Raw genomic sequence first — 16,380 nt, 5'->3', positions numbered from 1 at the left:
AACCTCCCTTGTGGCTGCCCATTATTATTTCGATTCCACTTTTTCAGAGCCTGTACGGGCGATTGAGTCTCTCATGCCGGTATCAGCCTGGACGTTTTTGTAGTTAACGTAGTCCATGACACCGATATTGCCGGAACGAAGCGCTTCTGACATGGCAAGCGGCACTTCTGCTTCCGCTCCCACAACTTTCGCTCTCATTTCGACAACTTTCGCTTTCATTTCCTGTTCGCTTGCTACCGCCATTGCTCGGCGTTCTTCCGCTTTCGCCTGGGCGATTTTCTTGTCTGCTTCTGCCTGCTCCGTTTGAAGTTCGGCACCGATGTTTTTGCCGATATCAACGTCTGCAATATCGATCGACAAGATTTCAAATGCTGTACCGGAATCCAATCCTTTTCCAAGCACTGTCTGGGAAATCAGGTCCGGGTTTTCAAGAACTTTCTTGTGGCTGGTGCTTGAACCAAGTGTTGAGACAATCCCTTCACCTACACGGGCAACGATTGTTTCTTCACCGGCACCACCGACTAAACGGTCAATGTTTGCACGAACGGTGATACGCGCTTTTGCTTTTACTTCGATGCCGTCCATGGCAACACCTGCGATAAATGGTGTTTCAATCACTTTCGGGTTAACCGACATTTGAACCGCTTCTAGAACGTCACGTCCGGCCAAGTCGATGGCTGCTGCACGCTCAAACGGCAATTCAATATTTGCACGGTGTGCTGCAATCAATGCATTCACAACGCGGTCAACGTTACCGCCGGCCAAGTAATGGCTTTCCAACTGATTGATGGAAACCGTCAACCCTGCTTTTGATGCCTTGATCAACGGGTTTACGATACGCGATGGAATAACGCGGCGTAGGCGCATCCCGATTAATGTGAAGATGCTGATGCGGACACCTGCTGCTAATGCAGAAATCCATAATGTGATTGGCACGAATGTAAAGAAAATCGCTAAGACAACGATAATCCCAATTATCGCGGCGCCAAGACCAATTGCTTCAATTCCCATACTTTATTCCTCCTCTTGTTTTTCAAGTTCTCGGACGACAATCCGAGAACCTTCTACTTTAATGATCTTCACTTGCTTTTTCGGATCGATAAACCGGCCTTCCGACACAGCATCAATCCGCTCGTCCCCTAGTACGATTGTTCCGGATGGGCGCAGCGCCGTAGCAGTCACGGCAATTTGCCCAATCAGTTCCGGACGGTTAACAGCTGAAACATAGCCGCTTTTCGTATCGGTGGCATCTGTTAATATCAGCCGTTTAAACAATTGCGGCCGTTTGCCAAAAAATTTCACTATGATCACCATCCCTGCTGTAGCTGCGATTAATGCGATGAAAATTGAAATGGCAGTAGACATTAAACTTCCTCCAGCCAGGAAAACACTGACCAGAATCGACGTGATGCCGAGTATTCCCAAAATGCCTCCGGGAATAAGAAATTCAGTAAACAGCAAACCGAGACCGATGACCACCAAAGCGATGGATCCGAATCCCGCATATCCCGCTACAAAATGCCCGTAAAAATACAGCAGTAGTGAAATGAGGCCGATAAAACCCGGAACGCCGACGCCTGGTGTGAAAAACTCCAGCAGCAGCCCGAGTGCAGCTATTGTCAATAAGACCGGCACTACTAAAGGATGAGTCAAAACAGCAGCCGCTTTGCTGGAGAAAGTTTCGGGAGCATCCGCATTTTGCAGGTCAGGAGCTTCTCTTGCAGATTCCGTTTCAGCAAAAACCGTGCTCTCCGCTGCATGAACGGAAGAGCCATCCAAAGCCTCAGGTAATGCATCTGAAAACAGCAATAATGATAAGAACAAAAGACTGAATGCCAGGATGCCTTTCAAGCTGTGCATAGGACTCGCCCCTTCCACTTTATCCCGCTTTTCCAATCAACAGGCGTACCGGCTCTGCTGAATGGGACTCTCATTTACTGTTCTATTGTATATACGGACAAACACGCTAATGGTTTCATTTTTCTCGCTATTTTTATTATAGACTATTTTCACGCGTTACTTAAAGAATGCGCTTACAGGATCCTACTGAGCTTACTTGGTGTGTCGATCTGATGGCGTATGTTTGTTAGGTGCCGGCTAAAAAAATGCAAATAGAAAACCGGCTGTACGATTAATCGTACAGCCGGTTTGTGCTGGTCGTTCATATTTTTTAAAAGTCATTTAAAAGTAAAGTCAATTAAAATTTACGTTTACGCGCAGCTTCTGATTTCAATTTGCGTTTTACGCTTGGCTTATCATAATACTCGCGCTTTCTTACCTCTTGCATTGTTCCGGACTTAGAAACAGTGCGTTTGAAGCGGCGAAGAGCATCTTCAATTGATTCGTTTTTACGAACAGTTGTTTTTGTCATCTCTTTTTCCCTCCCTCCGAACACACGTTGAAGCAAATAACAACAAGTGTTATATATTAAGAAATTATAACGTATAAACCTAGATAGGTCAACACTTAATAATCAGAACTTGCTGTTAGCCCCTGCATAATTTTGACGCCTGAGCTTGCACCGATGCGAGTTGCACCAGCTTCAACCATTGCTTCCAGATCTTCCAGGCTGCGGACTCCGCCTGAAGCTTTAACGCCCAGATCAGGACCGACCGTTTCGCGCATCAATTTAACATCTTCCACAGTAGCGCCGCCTGTTGAGAAGCCGGTTGATGTTTTCACAAAATCAGCTCCCGCTTCTTTAGTAAGGCGTGATGCCGTCACTTTTTCTTCATCTGTCAATAGGCTAGTCTCAATGATGACTTTGACAATCGCTTTGCCTTTTGCCGCTTCCACGACTGCAGCAATATCATTTTTAACCAACTCTGTATCACCGCTTTTCAATGCGCCGATGTTGATGACCATATCGATTTCGCCTGCTCCTTTAGAAATCGCATCTTTTGTTTCAAATGCTTTTGTTTCTGAAGTGGAAGCTCCCAGCGGGAAACCGATAACGGTGCAGACTTTGACTGTGCTGTCTGCCAATTCTTTTGCCGCTGTCGCTACCCAAGCAGGGTTCACACATACGGAAGCAAAGTTGTATTCTGCTGCTTCTTTGCAGATTTGGACGATTTGTTCTTTTGTTGCTTCAGCTTTTAATAAGGTATGGTCAATATAAGATGCAATGTTTGACATGTTGAGAAACTCCATTCTGATTTTAAATTGATTGGACCGCCATTTCTTCCATCACACGGACAAATTGCCCTTCGTTATATGGATAGCCGGCTTTCGTAATTTTCACTTTGACAATTTTGCCGATCATGGACTCATCGCCAGGAATCACGACTCTCAAGTAATTATCCGTATAGCCTTCCAGCATGCCGCTATCGGAATCCTCTTTAAACCGCTCTTCCGGAATGATCTCCAGCAATTCCCCTTCAAATTGGGAAGCGTATTCTTTTGCCAATTGATCGTTCAGCGCAATCAGCCGGTGGACGCGGTCGTTTTTAATGTTTTCATCGATCTGGTCTTCCATCCGTGCAGCCGGAGTGCCGGTGCGCTGCGAATAAGGGAACACATGAAGCTCGGAAAATTTATGGTCGTTGATAAAATGATAGGTCTCCATAAATTCCTCTTCTGTTTCTCCCGGGAATCCGACAATGACGTCAGATGTAATCGCAAGATCAGGCAAAGCTTTCCGCAGCTGAACAAGCCGGTCCGCGAAAAATTCCATCGTGTATTTTCTTCTCATCCGTTTCAGCACCGTATCCGACCCGGATTGAATCGGGATGTGAAGATGTCGGACCACGATATTGGACTTTTGCAGCACGTCAATTACTTCATCTGTCAACTGGCTTGCTTCAATGGACGAAATGCGCAGCCGCTTCAGCCCTGCGACTTCCATTTCCAAGTCGCGCAGGAGCTGTGCCAAGTTGTAGTTTTTCAAATCTTCTCCGTAACCGCCTGTATGAATGCCGGTCAGGACGATTTCCTGATACCCTGCATCCACCAACTGTTGGGCTTGGCGGACAACTTCTTTCGGATCGCGGGACCTCATGAGGCCGCGTGCCCAAGGAATGATGCAGAATGTGCAAAAATTATTGCAGCCTTCCTGAATCTTTAAAGATGCACGCGTATGGTCCGTGAACGACGGCACATCCAATTCTTCGTACACCCGGTTTTTCATGATGTTGCCAACCGCATTGATCGGTTTCCGCTCCCTTTTATACTGCTCGATGTATCCAAGCAGTTTGGTGCGGTCTTGTGTTCCGACGACAATGTCCACTCCGGGAATCGCCATTATTTCTGCAGGTGAAGTCTGTGCATAACAGCCTGTCACGCAAATGACGGCATCCGGATTTTGGCGGACAGCCCGGCGGATGACCTGGCGGCTTTTTTTATCTCCTGTATTGGTTACAGTGCATGTATTAATGACATAAACATCGGAATGACGATCAAACTCGCTGCGCTCGTAGCCTTGTTCTTTGAACAATTGCCAGATTGCTTCTGTTTCGTAATGATTCACTTTACAGCCTAAGGTATGGAACGCTACCGTTGACATCAGTGGCCACCTCTTTCATTCGAATTCATAGGACATTGCAGATAATGCATATAACGGAGCCGTTTCGGTTCGTAAAATCCGAGGGCCAAGTGACGTGAACAAAGCGCCGCCTTCTTTTAGGAGCGCTACTTCCGTGTCAGAAATCCCGCCTTCCGGGCCGAACAAAAACAAGATTGAGTCTTTATCATACAATGATTTCAAGGTTTCAGCAAACCGCGTCCGGCTCTGTTCGCGGGCTTCTTCCTCATACGCTACGACGACGGCATCAAAGCTTTTTGCCGTTTCCATCAGCTGTTTGAATGTATGGGTATTATGTATTTCAGGGATGTGGGTCCGGTGCGATTGCTCTGCCGCTTCTTTGGCAATCTTCTGCAGCCGCGCCCGTTTCTTTTCGCTTTTCGAACCATCCCATTTGACGATGGAACGTTCTGCAGCAAAAGGAATCAATGCATACATGCCAAGCTCCGTCGACTTTTGGGCAATCAATTCCAGCTTATCGCCTTTCGGCAATCCGCAGGCAATCGTCACTTTTTTCGGCATTTCCACATCCGTTTGAAACTCTTCTTCGACTTGGACGTCGACATCGAATTCCGCTTTTAAAATAGTCGAAAGAAATGCTTTTCCTTCGCTGACAATGATAATCTGGTCGCCGGGTTCCTGACGCATAACTTTGGCGATGTGCTTCGCATCATCGCCAGTTATCGTCACTTTTCGATTTTCAGGAACTGGGCCATCAATAAAATATCTTTGCATCACAGCACCCCGTTATTCCGGTTTTTTAGAAATGATCGTTACCCAGTCTTCCATCATCATGACGTCCTCAATGGCGAAGCCTGAAGCTTCCAGCGCTTCCTTCACATCGTTTTTCTTCGCAGAAATAATGCCCGAAGTGATGTAATGCCCACCCGGTTTAACTACCTGGAACGCATCATCCGTAAAGGACATGATGATTTCCGCCAGGATATTCGCTACAACAACATCCCCCGGCTCATCGATCGTATCAAGCAAATTCCCTTGGACGACGTTGATCCGGTCCTGCGCTTTATTCAATTTGACGTTGATGCGTGCAGAACGGACCGCTACTTCATCAAGATCCAACGCATGCACTTCTTTTGCGCCCAATAAGGCGGCACCGATTGCCAGAACACCAGAGCCGGTTCCGACATCGATGACCCGCTCGCCCTGTTTCACGGTTTTTTCCAAAGCTTGCAGGCTCATGACCGTTGTCGGATGGGTCCCTGTGCCAAACGCCATACCCGGGTCCAGTTCAATGATCAATTCGTCGCTTGATACCGGTTCATACGTTTCCCAAGTCGGCACCACAGTAAAGCGTTGGGAAATTTTGACCGGGTGGTAGTATTTCTTCCACGCGGTCGCCCATTCCTCTTCGTTCACTTCGCTGATGGTTACCAGATTGGCGCCGATGTTGATATCAAATTTCACGAGATTGCTGATGGCGAGTTTAATCGCTTCGACGGTTTCACCCAAAAAGGAATTGACCGGCAAATATGCTTTCACAATAACGCCTTCAGCCGGAAAGTCTTCCGGGTCCAACGAATAGATTTCGCCAAACTGGTCTTCCCGTTCTTTTGTCAAATCTTCCGAGTCTTCGATCACAACACCGCTCGCTCCTGCCTCATGCAAAATATTCGAGATAGGTTCAATCGCTTCATTTGTTGTACGGACCGCTAGTTCTGACCATTTCATTTAAAAACCGGCTCCTTTACTCACCTTTGATGGTGCGCTTGATTTTATCAAACAGCGAACTGCTTTGCTCTTCCGGAATATCTCCGCTGATCTCAGCAAAGTCACGGAGCAGCTGCTTTTGTTTTTCATTCAACTTGGTTGGCGTTTTCACGCGGATGATGATGTGCTGATCTCCAGTGCCGTAGCCATGAACGTTTTTAACGCCTTTTCCTTTTAAGCGGAAACGGGCGCCGCTTTGAGTGCCAGCGGGAATTTTCAGCTTCACTTTGCCGGAAACCGTTGGCACTTCAATATCATCACCAAGTGCCGCTTGTGCAAATGTAATCGGCAAATCCAGGTAAATATCATCGCCTTCGCGTTCAAACTGCTTATGCGGTTTTACACGGAATACGACATATAAGTCTCCTGCCGGCCCTCCGTTGACACCTGGGCCGCCTTGGCCGCTTACACGCAATTGCTGCCCGTCATCCACACCTGCCGGAACCGTAACTTTGATGGTTTTGACTTTGCGGACCGTTCCTTCGCCGCGGCAAGTCGTGCATTTTTCTTCGATGATTTGGCCGGTGCCTTGGCAGTGATGGCAGGCACGGCGGTTGACCATGCGCCCGAAAGGCGTATCCTGTGTCACATTCAATTGGCCAGACCCTTCACAGTGCGGACATGTTTTCGGCTTAGTGCCGGGTTTTGCGCCTGAACCGTGGCAAGTTCCGCACGTCTCGTCTTTAGGAATTTCCACTTCTGCTTCTTTTCCGAAAACGGCATCCATAAAGTCGATCGTCATGGAATACTGCAGATCGTCGCCTTTTCTCGGCGCATTCGGATCGCGGCGTCTCGTGCCGCCGCCGAAGAACGTACTGAAAATATCATCAAAGCCGAAGCCTTCAGCACCTCCGCCGAAACCGCCAAAGCCTTGGTTCGGATCCTGATGGCCAAACTGGTCATACTGTGCTCTTTTTTGGTCGTCGCTCAGCACTTCATATGCTTCTTTTACTTCCTGGAATTTCTCGGAAGCATCTGCTGCTTTATTGATATCCGGATGGAATTGTTTCGACAATTTCCGGTATGCTTTTTTGATTTCTTCTTTTGAAGCGGTCTTGGACACGCCCAACACTTCATAATAATCTCGCTTGTTCATATGTCACTCTCCCTCTTGCAGTCATCTGTAATTGTACACGGTTTAGAATAGCCATGCAAAGACTCTTAGAAAAGCGGAAGCGCCCATGTAGATTCGACGGGCATAAGACGCTTTGGCGAAGTGGCATATTTTCAGCCACACAGTCCCGAAATGCGGAAGTGCCTGTTCAGCTCTGACAGGCATAAGGAAGACCAGCAAAGTGGCGCTTCTTGCCACACTGCTGGTCTCACTTATGTCCAGAAGAGCTAGGCACTGGAGACTGGACACCAGAGTGGCTTATGACCCTAGAATCTGGGCGCTGGAGTCTAGACATAAATCCGCTATTAGTAAAACGTAAAAAAATACAGACACAATGTTCTTTTAAGTGTGAAAAAGCCAAAGCATGTTGCTTTGCTTTGACTTTTTCGGGTCCTGCTTATTTATCGTCTTTTACTTCTTCGTATTCAGCGTCAACGATGTCATCGTTGCCTGGCGCGCCGCCAGCTTGTCCGCCTTCAGCGCCCTGCTGTGCTTGTGCAGCTTGCTCGTAGGCTTTCATTGCCAATCCTTGAAGAATTTCGTTCAATTTGTCTTTTTTCTCACGGATTTCTTCGATGCTGCTGCCTTCAAGGGCAGTTTTCAACTCATCGCGAGCAGCTTCAGCTTGTTGTTTTTCTTCTTCCGTAACAACTTCGCCAAGGTCTTTGATCGTTTTATCTGTTTGGAAGACCGCTTGGTCCGCTTCGTTGCGGATTTCCACTTCTTCTTTCACTTTCGCATCCGCTTCAGCGTTTTCTTCCGCCTCTTTGATCATGCGTTCGATCTCGTCTTCAGTCAAAGATGTGTTCGACTGGATCGTGATTGTTTGCTCTTTTTGTGTTCCAAGGTCTTTCGCCTTAACGCTGACAATACCGTTTTTGTCGATATCGAATGTTACTTCGATTTGCGGAATGCCGCGTGGTGCCGGCGGAATATCAGCCAATTGGAAACGGCCAAGCGTTTTGTTGGCTGCTGCCATCGGACGCTCCCCTTGAAGAACATGGATATCAACAGCTGGCTGGTTGTCTGCAGCAGTTGAGAACACTTGTGATTTTGAAGTCGGGATCGTCGTGTTGCGTTCGATCAATTTCGTGAACACACCGCCCATTGTTTCGATGCCAAGTGAAAGTGGTGTTACGTCAAGAAGAACTACGTCTTTAACGTCGCCAGTCAAGACGCCGCCTTGAACTGCTGCACCCATTGCCACTACTTCATCCGGGTTAACGCCTTTATGCGGCTCTTTGCCAGTTTCTCTCTTGACTGCTTCTTGTACAGCCGGGATACGTGTAGATCCACCGACCAAGATAACGCGGTCAAGTTCAGAAGCTGAGATGCCTGCATCTTTCAATGCTTGGCGAGTTGGCCCTAAAGTACGTTCTACTAATGAATGAGTCAATTCATCAAATTTCGCACGTGTCATTGTCACTTCCAAGTGAAGCGGTCCAGCTTCTCCTGCAGTGATGAACGGCAATGAAATTTGTGTTGAAGAAACGCCGGAAAGGTCTTTTTTCGCTTTTTCAGCAGCATCTTTCAAGCGCTGAGTCGCCATTTTGTCCTTCGACAAGTCGATGCCGTTTTCTTTTTTGAATTCCTGCACCAAATAATCGATGATGATTTTATCGAAGTCATCCCCGCCCAGACGGTTGTCGCCGGCAGTAGATTTTACTTCAAATACGCCATCGCCAAGTTCAAGGATGGAAACGTCGAATGTACCGCCCCCAAGGTCATAAACCAGGATGGTTTCGTCAGTTTCTGTTTTATCCAAACCGTATGCAAGCGCTGCTGCAGTCGGCTCGTTGATGATGCGCTCCACTTCAAGTCCAGCGATGCGGCCAGCGTCTTTTGTTGCTTGGCGCTCTGCATCGTTAAAGTAAGCCGGAACTGTGATAACCGCTCTTGTAACTTTTTCGCCTAAGTATTCTTCGGCATAGCCTTTAAGATATTGAAGGATCATTGCAGAAACTTCCTGCGGCGTATAGTCTTTGCCTTCAGCAGAAACGGTTTGCGTAGTACCCATCAAACGTTTAACGGATTGGATGGTGTTCGGGTTCGTGATGGATTGGCGTTTTGCCACTTCACCGACTTGGCGTTCACCGTTTTTAAATGCTACGACAGAAGGAGTTGTACGGTTGCCTTCTGGATTTGGAATGATTTTTGGTTCGCCGCCTTCTAATACTGCGACTGCTGAGTTTGTTGTTCCTAAGTCGATACCGATAATTTTGCTCATTTAAATTCCTCCATTACCAAATTATTCGTTAACTTTTACCATAGACGGACGAAGCACTCTGCCTTTAAGGGTATACCCTTTTTGAAGTTCCATTAACACGGAGCCCGGCTCTGCGCTTTCGTCTTTTTCCTGCATGACTGCCTGATGGAAGTTCGGGTCGAATGGTTTCCCAAGCGCCTCGATTTCTTCCAAGCCTTCGCGTTTTACCGCTTCAAGCAAGTTGTTCTGAACCATTTGAAGCCCTTTAAGGATAGAAGCGGCTTCGTCGCTTTTTGCTTCGACAGCCAAAGCCCGGCCGAAATTGTCCAGCACCGGCAATAAATCCGTCAAAAGGGATTGAGAACGGTATTTTTCAGCATCCTGTCTGTCTTTTTGGGCACGGCGCTTGAAATTGTCGTAGTCCGCTAACAGACGAAGATATTTGTTCTGCTCCGCTTCAAGCTGTTCGCGAAGTTCGGCCGCTTCATCGACCTGTTCTTCAGCAGGCTGTTGTTCCGAAGCTTGCTCATCCGAAGCTTCAATAGCTTCTTCCGATGCTTCTCTTCGTGCTGCTTCCGTTTCAGGGTCCATTTGTGCCTGGAACTCCTCGTCCACTTCCACTTCGCTTACCACTTCTTCAGTTTGTTGAGGTTTTTTTTCTTTAGACAAATCTGTTCCTCCTTTATTCACTTACCCCGGATCATTCGGGTCAATTCTTTCGACAATTCGCCGCTGAGCGTATCCAATAAGGTAACGACACGTTTATAATCCATGCGTTTTGGACCTACAATGGCGATTGAACCCGTTTGTTCTTCTCCAATGTCGTATGAAACAGTAATCACACTGCAATCTTCCATCGCGGAAAGTGCATTTTCAGAACCGATCCGGATATGGAGACCTTGGCTGCCGACCGGCAGAATCATCGGAATATGCTTATGTTCTTCCATGACATTCATCAAATCCCTGATTTTCTGTAGATCATGGAAATCCGGCTGTTTGAGAATGTTCAGCTTGCCGCCGAAAAAGACATTGTCGTCATGCGGCATAACAACCGCTTGCCTGAAAGTGGAGAACAACTCCCCGTAGCGGTTGACATGCTGTTTGAACACCGTCAAGGTTTCCTGCTCCAAACGAAGATGCAAATCGTTCAGCGAAACTCCGGCAAGGCGTTCATTCAGTATATTGACCATCTTTTCGATATCCGCCGGATCCAGCCCTTCCGGAATGGTGAACACCCGGTTTTCTACATGGCCATTATCTGTGACAATGATGGCCACTGCCGTATCCATCGTCAGCGGGACAATCGACAACTTTTTCACCGTATGCTTCCGGACATCCGGACCAAGCAAAATGGCCGTGTAGTTCGTCAGCTCCGATAAAATCATCGCCGAGCGCTTGATGACTTCTTCGGTTTCAGCAATTTTATCTTCAAAAATAGACCGGAGCTGCTGGATGTCCTGCTTCGGCAATGGCCGAGGCGTCAGCAAATGGTCAACATAATAGCGGTACCCTTTTTGTGAAGGGACCCGCCCCGATGAAGTATGGGTCTTTTCCAAAAATCCTAATCCTTCGAGATCAGCCATTTCGTTACGAATCGTTGCCGGACTAAATGGAAGTTCGGATTTCTTTGATAGTTGGTTCGATCCTACCGGCTGAGCTGATTGAATATAATCATCTACTGTCACTTTTAAAATGAGCAACTGCCGTTCTGTTAACATGATCATCACCTCTGTTAGCACTCTATGTGTGCGAGTGCTAATACTACATTAAAATTACCAAATTCCATTTGGCTTGTCAACGGAGACGCCTGAATTTATCAAAATAAGTCAAACTAAAAAAATTGATTTGTTTTCACTGCTTTAGGGAGCAGCCGATTTATCGGTTCCCGTATTTTCTTAAAGCCATCGGCCGAAGAAATCCCGGCAATGGCTTCAAGGAATTATTTTATCGCAACCCCGACAGACGAACAGGCCGCATCCACTTGCCGGCCTATTAATCCCAATTCTTCTGTTTCATTTCTTTAATTCAATAAAAACTGTTCAAATACTTCGTTGCCGACAAAACGGCCTTGTTTCGTCAGTTTCACCCGGCCATCTTCAATCTGCAGGTGCTGATTTGCCACTTCTTTTTCCAAAATTGCTCCATATACTTCTTCCAGCGACTGCTGGAATTTTTCCTGGAAACCGCTGATGGAAACGCCTGCCGTTTTGCGCAGCCCCAGGAACATTTCTTCTTCCATCTTCTCATTGACGGGCACTTCATGCGTATTCAAGATCGGACGGACGCCTTCTTCAAGCGGCGCCATGTATTTTTTCAAGGGCCCGTGGTTGGAATAGCGCACGCCGTTCACGTAGCCATGGGCGCCCGCGCCGACGCCGATGTATTCCGCATTGTCCCAGTACAACAGATTATGGCGCGATTCAAAGCCCGTACGGCCAAAATTCGATATTTCGTATTGCTTCAAGCCGCGCTGTTCCATCTCGGCCATTAACTTTTCGTACATATCCGCTTCCAGATCTTCCGTCACCGTATTGAGTTTTCCTTTGGTCATCAAATTATAGAAAACCGTTTTCGGCTCGATGATTAGCGAATAGGCAGAGAAATGCGGCAGTCCGAACCCGAATGCCCGCTCCAATGTCTCTTCCCACTGCGCCATCGTCTGGCCGGGAAGCCCGTACATCAAGTCGAAACTCAAGTTCGTAAAGCCGACTTCTTTCGCTTCGGCAACTGCCCGTTCCACGTCTCCGTTGCTGTGGGTGCGGCCAAGGCGCTTCAACAGATCCTCATCGAATGACTGGACCCCCATCGACAAACGGTTGACGCCGCCGTCGAACAAGACCTGCATTTTTTCTTTCGTCAGTTCATCCGGATTGGCTTCAGATGTCCATTCCAGGTTGTCCGCCATCGGGACATATTGATGGATATAGCCGAGCAATTTCTGCAATTGCGCCGGCGTCAACGAGGTCGGCGTTCCGCCTCCAAGAAAAATCGTCTCCAGCGGCTGGTCAAGCGCTCCTTCCTGTTTCCAAAGCGCCAGTTCTTTTCCGACCGAATCGATATAGCCATCTACAGGCTGGTCTTTAAAAAATACTTTATTGAAGTCACAGTAGTGACAGATCTGATGGCAGAATGGGATATGGATATACAATCCTTTAACCATTGCTATTCCTTCTTTCTAATAGGAAAAGGAGGCGCAAAAAATCGGCCTCCTCCATTGTTTATTTTGATTGGTCGTCCATTTTCAGGATGGCCATAAATGCTTCCTGAGGCACTTCTACAGAACCGACTTGCTTCATGCGCTTCTTGCCTTCTTTTTGCTTATCAAGAAGTTTCCGCTTACGTGAGATATCTCCGCCGTAACATTTGGCAAGAACGTTTTTGCGCATCGCGCTGATCGTTTGGCGAGCGACGATTTTCTGTCCGATCGCTGCCTGGATCGGCACTTCAAACTGCTGGCGCGGAATCAATGACTTCAATTTATCCACAATGACTTTGCCGCGTTCGTAAGCAAAGTCGCGGTGGACGATAAAGCTCAAGGCATCCACTTGTTCGCTGTTCAATAGAATGTCCATCTTCACCAGTCTTGACTCTTTATAGCCGATCAACTCGTAGTCAAACGAGGCATATCCTTTTGTCCCGGATTTCAATTGATCGAAGAAATCGTAGACGATTTCAGCAAGCGGCAATTCATATATGATGCTGACGCGCGTGGCATCGATATAGTCCATCGTCAGGAAGTTTCCGCGTTTTTTCTGGCAGATTTCCATAACGGCTCCGACATAATCGTTCGGTACCATAACGGTCGCTTTCACATAAGGCTCTTCCACTTTATCAATCTTCTGTGCATCCGGCATCATGGCCGGGTTATCGATTTTCAGCACTTCGCCGTCTGTCATATGCACATCGTAGATAACGCTTGGTGCGGTTGTAATCAAATCGATGTTGAATTCCCGTTCGATGCGCTCCTGGATGATTTCCATGTGCAATAGCCCGAGGAATCCGCAGCGGTAGCCGAAGCCAAGCGCCTGGGAGGATTCCGGCTCGAATTGCAGCGCGGCGTCATTCAGTTCCAATTTTTCAAGCGCGTCGCGAAGGTCGTTGTATTTGGATGTATCAATCGGATACAATCCGCAATACACCATCGGGTTCAAGCGTCGGTAGCCTGGCAGCGCTTCAGCTGCCGGGTTGTTCGCAAGCGTAATCGTATCGCCGACTGTGGAGTCGCCGACATTTTTGATGGCTGCTGTGATAAAGCCGACATCGCCGACTGTCAATTCTTCCTGCAGCGCGGTATGCGGCGTGAAAACGCCCGCTTCGATTACATCGAACTCTTTGCCGGAAGCCATCATCTTGATGCGGTCTCCCGGTTTGACTGTTCCTTCTACAATCCGGATATACGCGACAACGCCGCGGTACGGATCATAAAGCGAGTCGAAAATCAACGCTTTCAGTGGTGCGCTCGGGTCACCGGTCGGTGCTGGGACTTTCTCGACCACCTGTTCCAGAATTTCTTCGATGCCGATGCCGGCTTTTGCTGAAGCAAGTACGGCTTCTGAAGCATCGAGTCCGATAACGTCTTCGATTTCGCCTCTGACGCGTTCCGGGTCAGCGGCAGGCAAATCGATTTTATTGATGACCGGCAGGATTTCCAATTCGTTGTCCAGTGCCAAGTAAACGTTCGCCAGTGTCTGGGCTTCGATTCCCTGCGCTGCATCCACGACCAATACGGCGCCTTCACAAGCAGCAAGGCTGCGGGATACTTCATATGTGAAATCGACGTGCCCTGGGGTGTCGATCAAGTGCATGATATAGGTTTCCCCGTCTTTTGCTTTGTAATGCAGCTGAACGGCATTCAATTTGATCGTGATGCCGCGTTCGCGTTCCAAGTCCATGGAATCCAATGATTGTGCTTTCATTTCACGGGAAGTCAAAGCTTCCGTTTTCTCTAATATGCGGTCAGCAAGCGTAGACTTTCCGTGGTCAATGTGCGCAATGATGGAAAAGTTACGGATTTTGCTTTGGCGTGCTAATCGTTCCTCATGATTCATTCTCTTCACTCCTAAATAAACTACTTTGAATTATAGCAGTGTAGCCGCCATCCGGCAATGAAAGCCTGTTGAAAACGTTTCACTGTCAAGGAAAACTTCTTTGCATGTATCTATTGCATTCTTTTCCTGGATTTGATAAAATAACTGATGTTGTATAGAGACATAAAAGAGTTGAGATGATTCCCATCTCTGTTCCTAATTGTCTAGGAGGTGAAATACATGCCAAACATTAAATCTGCAATCAAACGTGTCCGCACGAATGAAACGAAAAACGCTCAAAACTCACATGTGAGATCGACTATGCGTTCTGCTGTCAAAAAAGCTGACCAAGCTCTTTTGAACAACGAAGAAAACGCTGGCGATACAGTTAAAGCGGCAATCAAACAAGTGGAAAAAGCGGCTTCTAAAGGTCTTATCCACAAGAACACTGCAGCTCGCAAAAAATCTCGCTTGATGAAAAAACAAGCGTAAAACACAAAAGGCCGATTCCTCAGGGAATCGGCCTTTTTACTTTGTCCAACTAGTTAAAGAAAACGTTTCGCTGTGCGGATACTCCAGCAAAGAGCCAGCAAGAGCATCCGCTTTCTCTATCCACCCTTTGGACACGCCCCTTTTTTAAAGGGGTGTGTTTACTCGGAACGCTTACTGCGCTATTCCCGTTTTTCTCCCCTGCTTGCGTTTCATCAAAAAGAATTCCAGGATGCGTTCGCGGTTGCCGCTTTGGGTTTTCAGCTGCAAGTCGATTTCGGCAAGGTCATTGAGCACTTCGAGCAGCCGCTGTTCCGGAATTTGCTGGCGTTTTTCCACCAGCAGCTTGACCCGGTACGGATGCGCTTTTAATTGCTTGGATATTTGCTGCGCATGGTAGCCTTTTTTCTGCAGGTAGTAGACATGCACCATAAAGCGGATTTGGGAAGCCAGAAGCGCGGTCAGTGCGACCGGCTCTTCTTTTTGGCGGATCAAGTCGTAGTAGACGCTGAGCGCCTCGCTGATGTCGCCGTCAAGATAGGCCTGCAGCATTTTGAATGCATCCTGCTCCAGCGTCCGCGCCGTCATCTGCACAATCAGTTCGTCCGTAATTTCTTCCTCTGCTCCGAGGTACAGCGACATCTTCTCGAGTTCAGAAGACAGGAGCGTCAAATTCGTGCCGGCCATCTCAATCAAGCGCTGGGCAGATGATTTTTCGATGTGCTTGCCGAACTGTTTGGCTTCGTGCTGCACCCATACTTCCAGGTCATTGGCCTGCAGCGCTTTTGCCTCCACCATGACCGCGTGCTGCTTGATCAGTTTGGTTATTTTTTTGCGCTCATCCAGTTTTTCATAAGGCGCCACAAAAACAGTGACCGAACTCGAAGGCGGATTTTGGAGCCAGGCTTCCAGCGCTTTCAAATTGTGGTCAATTTTCTCTTTGCCGCGTTCGGCCGCTTTTAAGAACGAGGCGTTCTTGGCGATGATCAATTTGCGGTCGCTGAAAAACGGAATGGTGTCCGCTTCTTCTATCACATAATCCACCGGCACTTCGTCCAAATCAAAATTGATGAACTCCGGTTCGCCGTCTGTCAGTTTTGTTTTTAATAAATCCAAAGTTTTTTCGATGAAATAACTTTCGGTCCCTGTAATGACGTAAACAGGATCGATTTGTCCGTTTCGAATGGCTTTCCATATTGAAGTGATCATGAATCGCACCTCCTCTCTCTACTATATCGGATTTTCATGCGTTTTGGTATTTCGACATTTCTGTGTCGGCTTCCAATATCAGCGGATT

General features: G+C 47.6%; 15 protein-coding genes. 1 reads left to right on the top strand and 14 read right to left on the bottom strand.

Annotated features, from left to right (window positions below):
* Window positions 1-24: 24 nt before the first annotated feature.
* The 13 genes from floA to lepA form a co-directional block, all read right to left on the bottom strand.
* A complete protein-coding gene (gene floA / locus HU147_RS08785) occupies window positions 25-1,011 on the bottom strand; it encodes a flotillin-like protein FloA (RefSeq protein ID WP_224075881.1) in 987 nt (328 codons plus the stop codon).
* Window positions 1,012-1,014: 3 nt separating this feature from the next.
* A complete protein-coding gene (locus HU147_RS08780; RefSeq protein ID WP_224075880.1) occupies window positions 1,015-1,860 on the bottom strand; it encodes an NfeD family protein in 846 nt (281 codons plus the stop codon).
* Window positions 1,861-2,197: 337 nt separating this feature from the next.
* A complete protein-coding gene (rpsU, locus tag HU147_RS08775) occupies window positions 2,198-2,371 on the bottom strand; it encodes a 30S ribosomal protein S21 (RefSeq protein ID WP_008431605.1) in 174 nt (57 codons plus the stop codon).
* 95 nt (window positions 2,372-2,466) lie between these two features.
* A complete protein-coding gene (gene deoC / locus HU147_RS08770) occupies window positions 2,467-3,135 on the bottom strand; it encodes a deoxyribose-phosphate aldolase (protein WP_224075879.1) in 669 nt (222 codons plus the stop codon).
* 22 nt (window positions 3,136-3,157) lie between these two features.
* The gene (gene mtaB, locus HU147_RS08765; protein ID WP_224075878.1) at window positions 3,158-4,501 is read right to left on the bottom strand and encodes a tRNA (N(6)-L-threonylcarbamoyladenosine(37)-C(2))-methylthiotransferase MtaB; all 1,344 of its coding nucleotides are present in this window, start codon (window positions 4,499-4,501) and stop codon (window positions 3,158-3,160) included.
* A 15-nt stretch (window positions 4,502-4,516) separates the two neighbouring features.
* The gene (locus HU147_RS08760; protein ID WP_224075877.1) at window positions 4,517-5,254 is read right to left on the bottom strand and encodes a 16S rRNA (uracil(1498)-N(3))-methyltransferase; all 738 of its coding nucleotides are present in this window, start codon (window positions 5,252-5,254) and stop codon (window positions 4,517-4,519) included.
* 12 nt (window positions 5,255-5,266) lie between these two features.
* Window positions 5,267-6,208, bottom strand: a complete 942-nt coding sequence (prmA, locus tag HU147_RS08755) for a 50S ribosomal protein L11 methyltransferase (protein WP_224075876.1) — start codon at window positions 6,206-6,208, stop codon at window positions 5,267-5,269.
* A 16-nt stretch (window positions 6,209-6,224) separates the two neighbouring features.
* On the bottom strand, window positions 6,225-7,343 hold the full coding sequence (gene dnaJ / locus HU147_RS08750) for a molecular chaperone DnaJ (protein ID WP_224075875.1): 1,119 nt from the start codon (window positions 7,341-7,343) through the stop codon (window positions 6,225-6,227).
* Between the two features lie 415 nt (window positions 7,344-7,758).
* On the bottom strand, window positions 7,759-9,588 hold the full coding sequence (dnaK, locus tag HU147_RS08745) for a molecular chaperone DnaK (protein ID WP_224075874.1): 1,830 nt from the start codon (window positions 9,586-9,588) through the stop codon (window positions 7,759-7,761).
* Window positions 9,589-9,609: 21 nt separating this feature from the next.
* Window positions 9,610-10,236 carry a nucleotide exchange factor GrpE gene (gene grpE, locus HU147_RS08740; protein ID WP_317985504.1) on the bottom strand — a complete coding sequence of 209 codons (627 nt, stop codon included), beginning with the start codon at window positions 10,234-10,236 and terminating at the stop codon, window positions 9,610-9,612.
* 17 nt (window positions 10,237-10,253) lie between these two features.
* Window positions 10,254-11,285 carry a heat-inducible transcriptional repressor HrcA gene (gene hrcA / locus HU147_RS08735; RefSeq protein ID WP_224075978.1) on the bottom strand — a complete coding sequence of 344 codons (1,032 nt, stop codon included), beginning with the start codon at window positions 11,283-11,285 and terminating at the stop codon, window positions 10,254-10,256.
* Between the two features lie 302 nt (window positions 11,286-11,587).
* Window positions 11,588-12,727, bottom strand: a complete 1,140-nt coding sequence (gene hemW, locus HU147_RS08730) for a radical SAM family heme chaperone HemW (protein WP_224075873.1) — start codon at window positions 12,725-12,727, stop codon at window positions 11,588-11,590.
* A gap of 58 nt (window positions 12,728-12,785) precedes the next feature.
* Window positions 12,786-14,615, bottom strand: coding sequence for a translation elongation factor 4 (gene lepA / locus HU147_RS08725; protein WP_036809509.1), 1,830 nt, complete (start codon window positions 14,613-14,615; stop codon window positions 12,786-12,788).
* A 219-nt stretch (window positions 14,616-14,834) separates the two neighbouring features.
* On the opposite strand from lepA, the gene rpsT reads away from it, so the two are divergent.
* Window positions 14,835-15,086 carry a 30S ribosomal protein S20 gene (gene rpsT, locus HU147_RS08720; RefSeq protein WP_036809512.1) on the top strand — a complete coding sequence of 84 codons (252 nt, stop codon included), beginning with the start codon at window positions 14,835-14,837 and terminating at the stop codon, window positions 15,084-15,086.
* Between the two features lie 171 nt (window positions 15,087-15,257).
* Here the strand turns inward: rpsT and holA are convergent, their stop codons facing one another.
* Window positions 15,258-16,292 carry a DNA polymerase III subunit delta gene (holA, locus tag HU147_RS08715; protein WP_224075872.1) on the bottom strand — a complete coding sequence of 345 codons (1,035 nt, stop codon included), beginning with the start codon at window positions 16,290-16,292 and terminating at the stop codon, window positions 15,258-15,260.
* Between the last annotated feature and the right edge of the window lie 88 nt (window positions 16,293-16,380).

Origin of the sequence: Planococcus chinensis, from assembly GCF_020071995.1 — a bacterium.
Taxonomy (GTDB): domain Bacteria; phylum Bacillota; class Bacilli; order Bacillales_A; family Planococcaceae; genus Planococcus; species Planococcus chinensis_A.
This window is presented reverse-complemented; position numbering and strand designations above follow the sequence as displayed.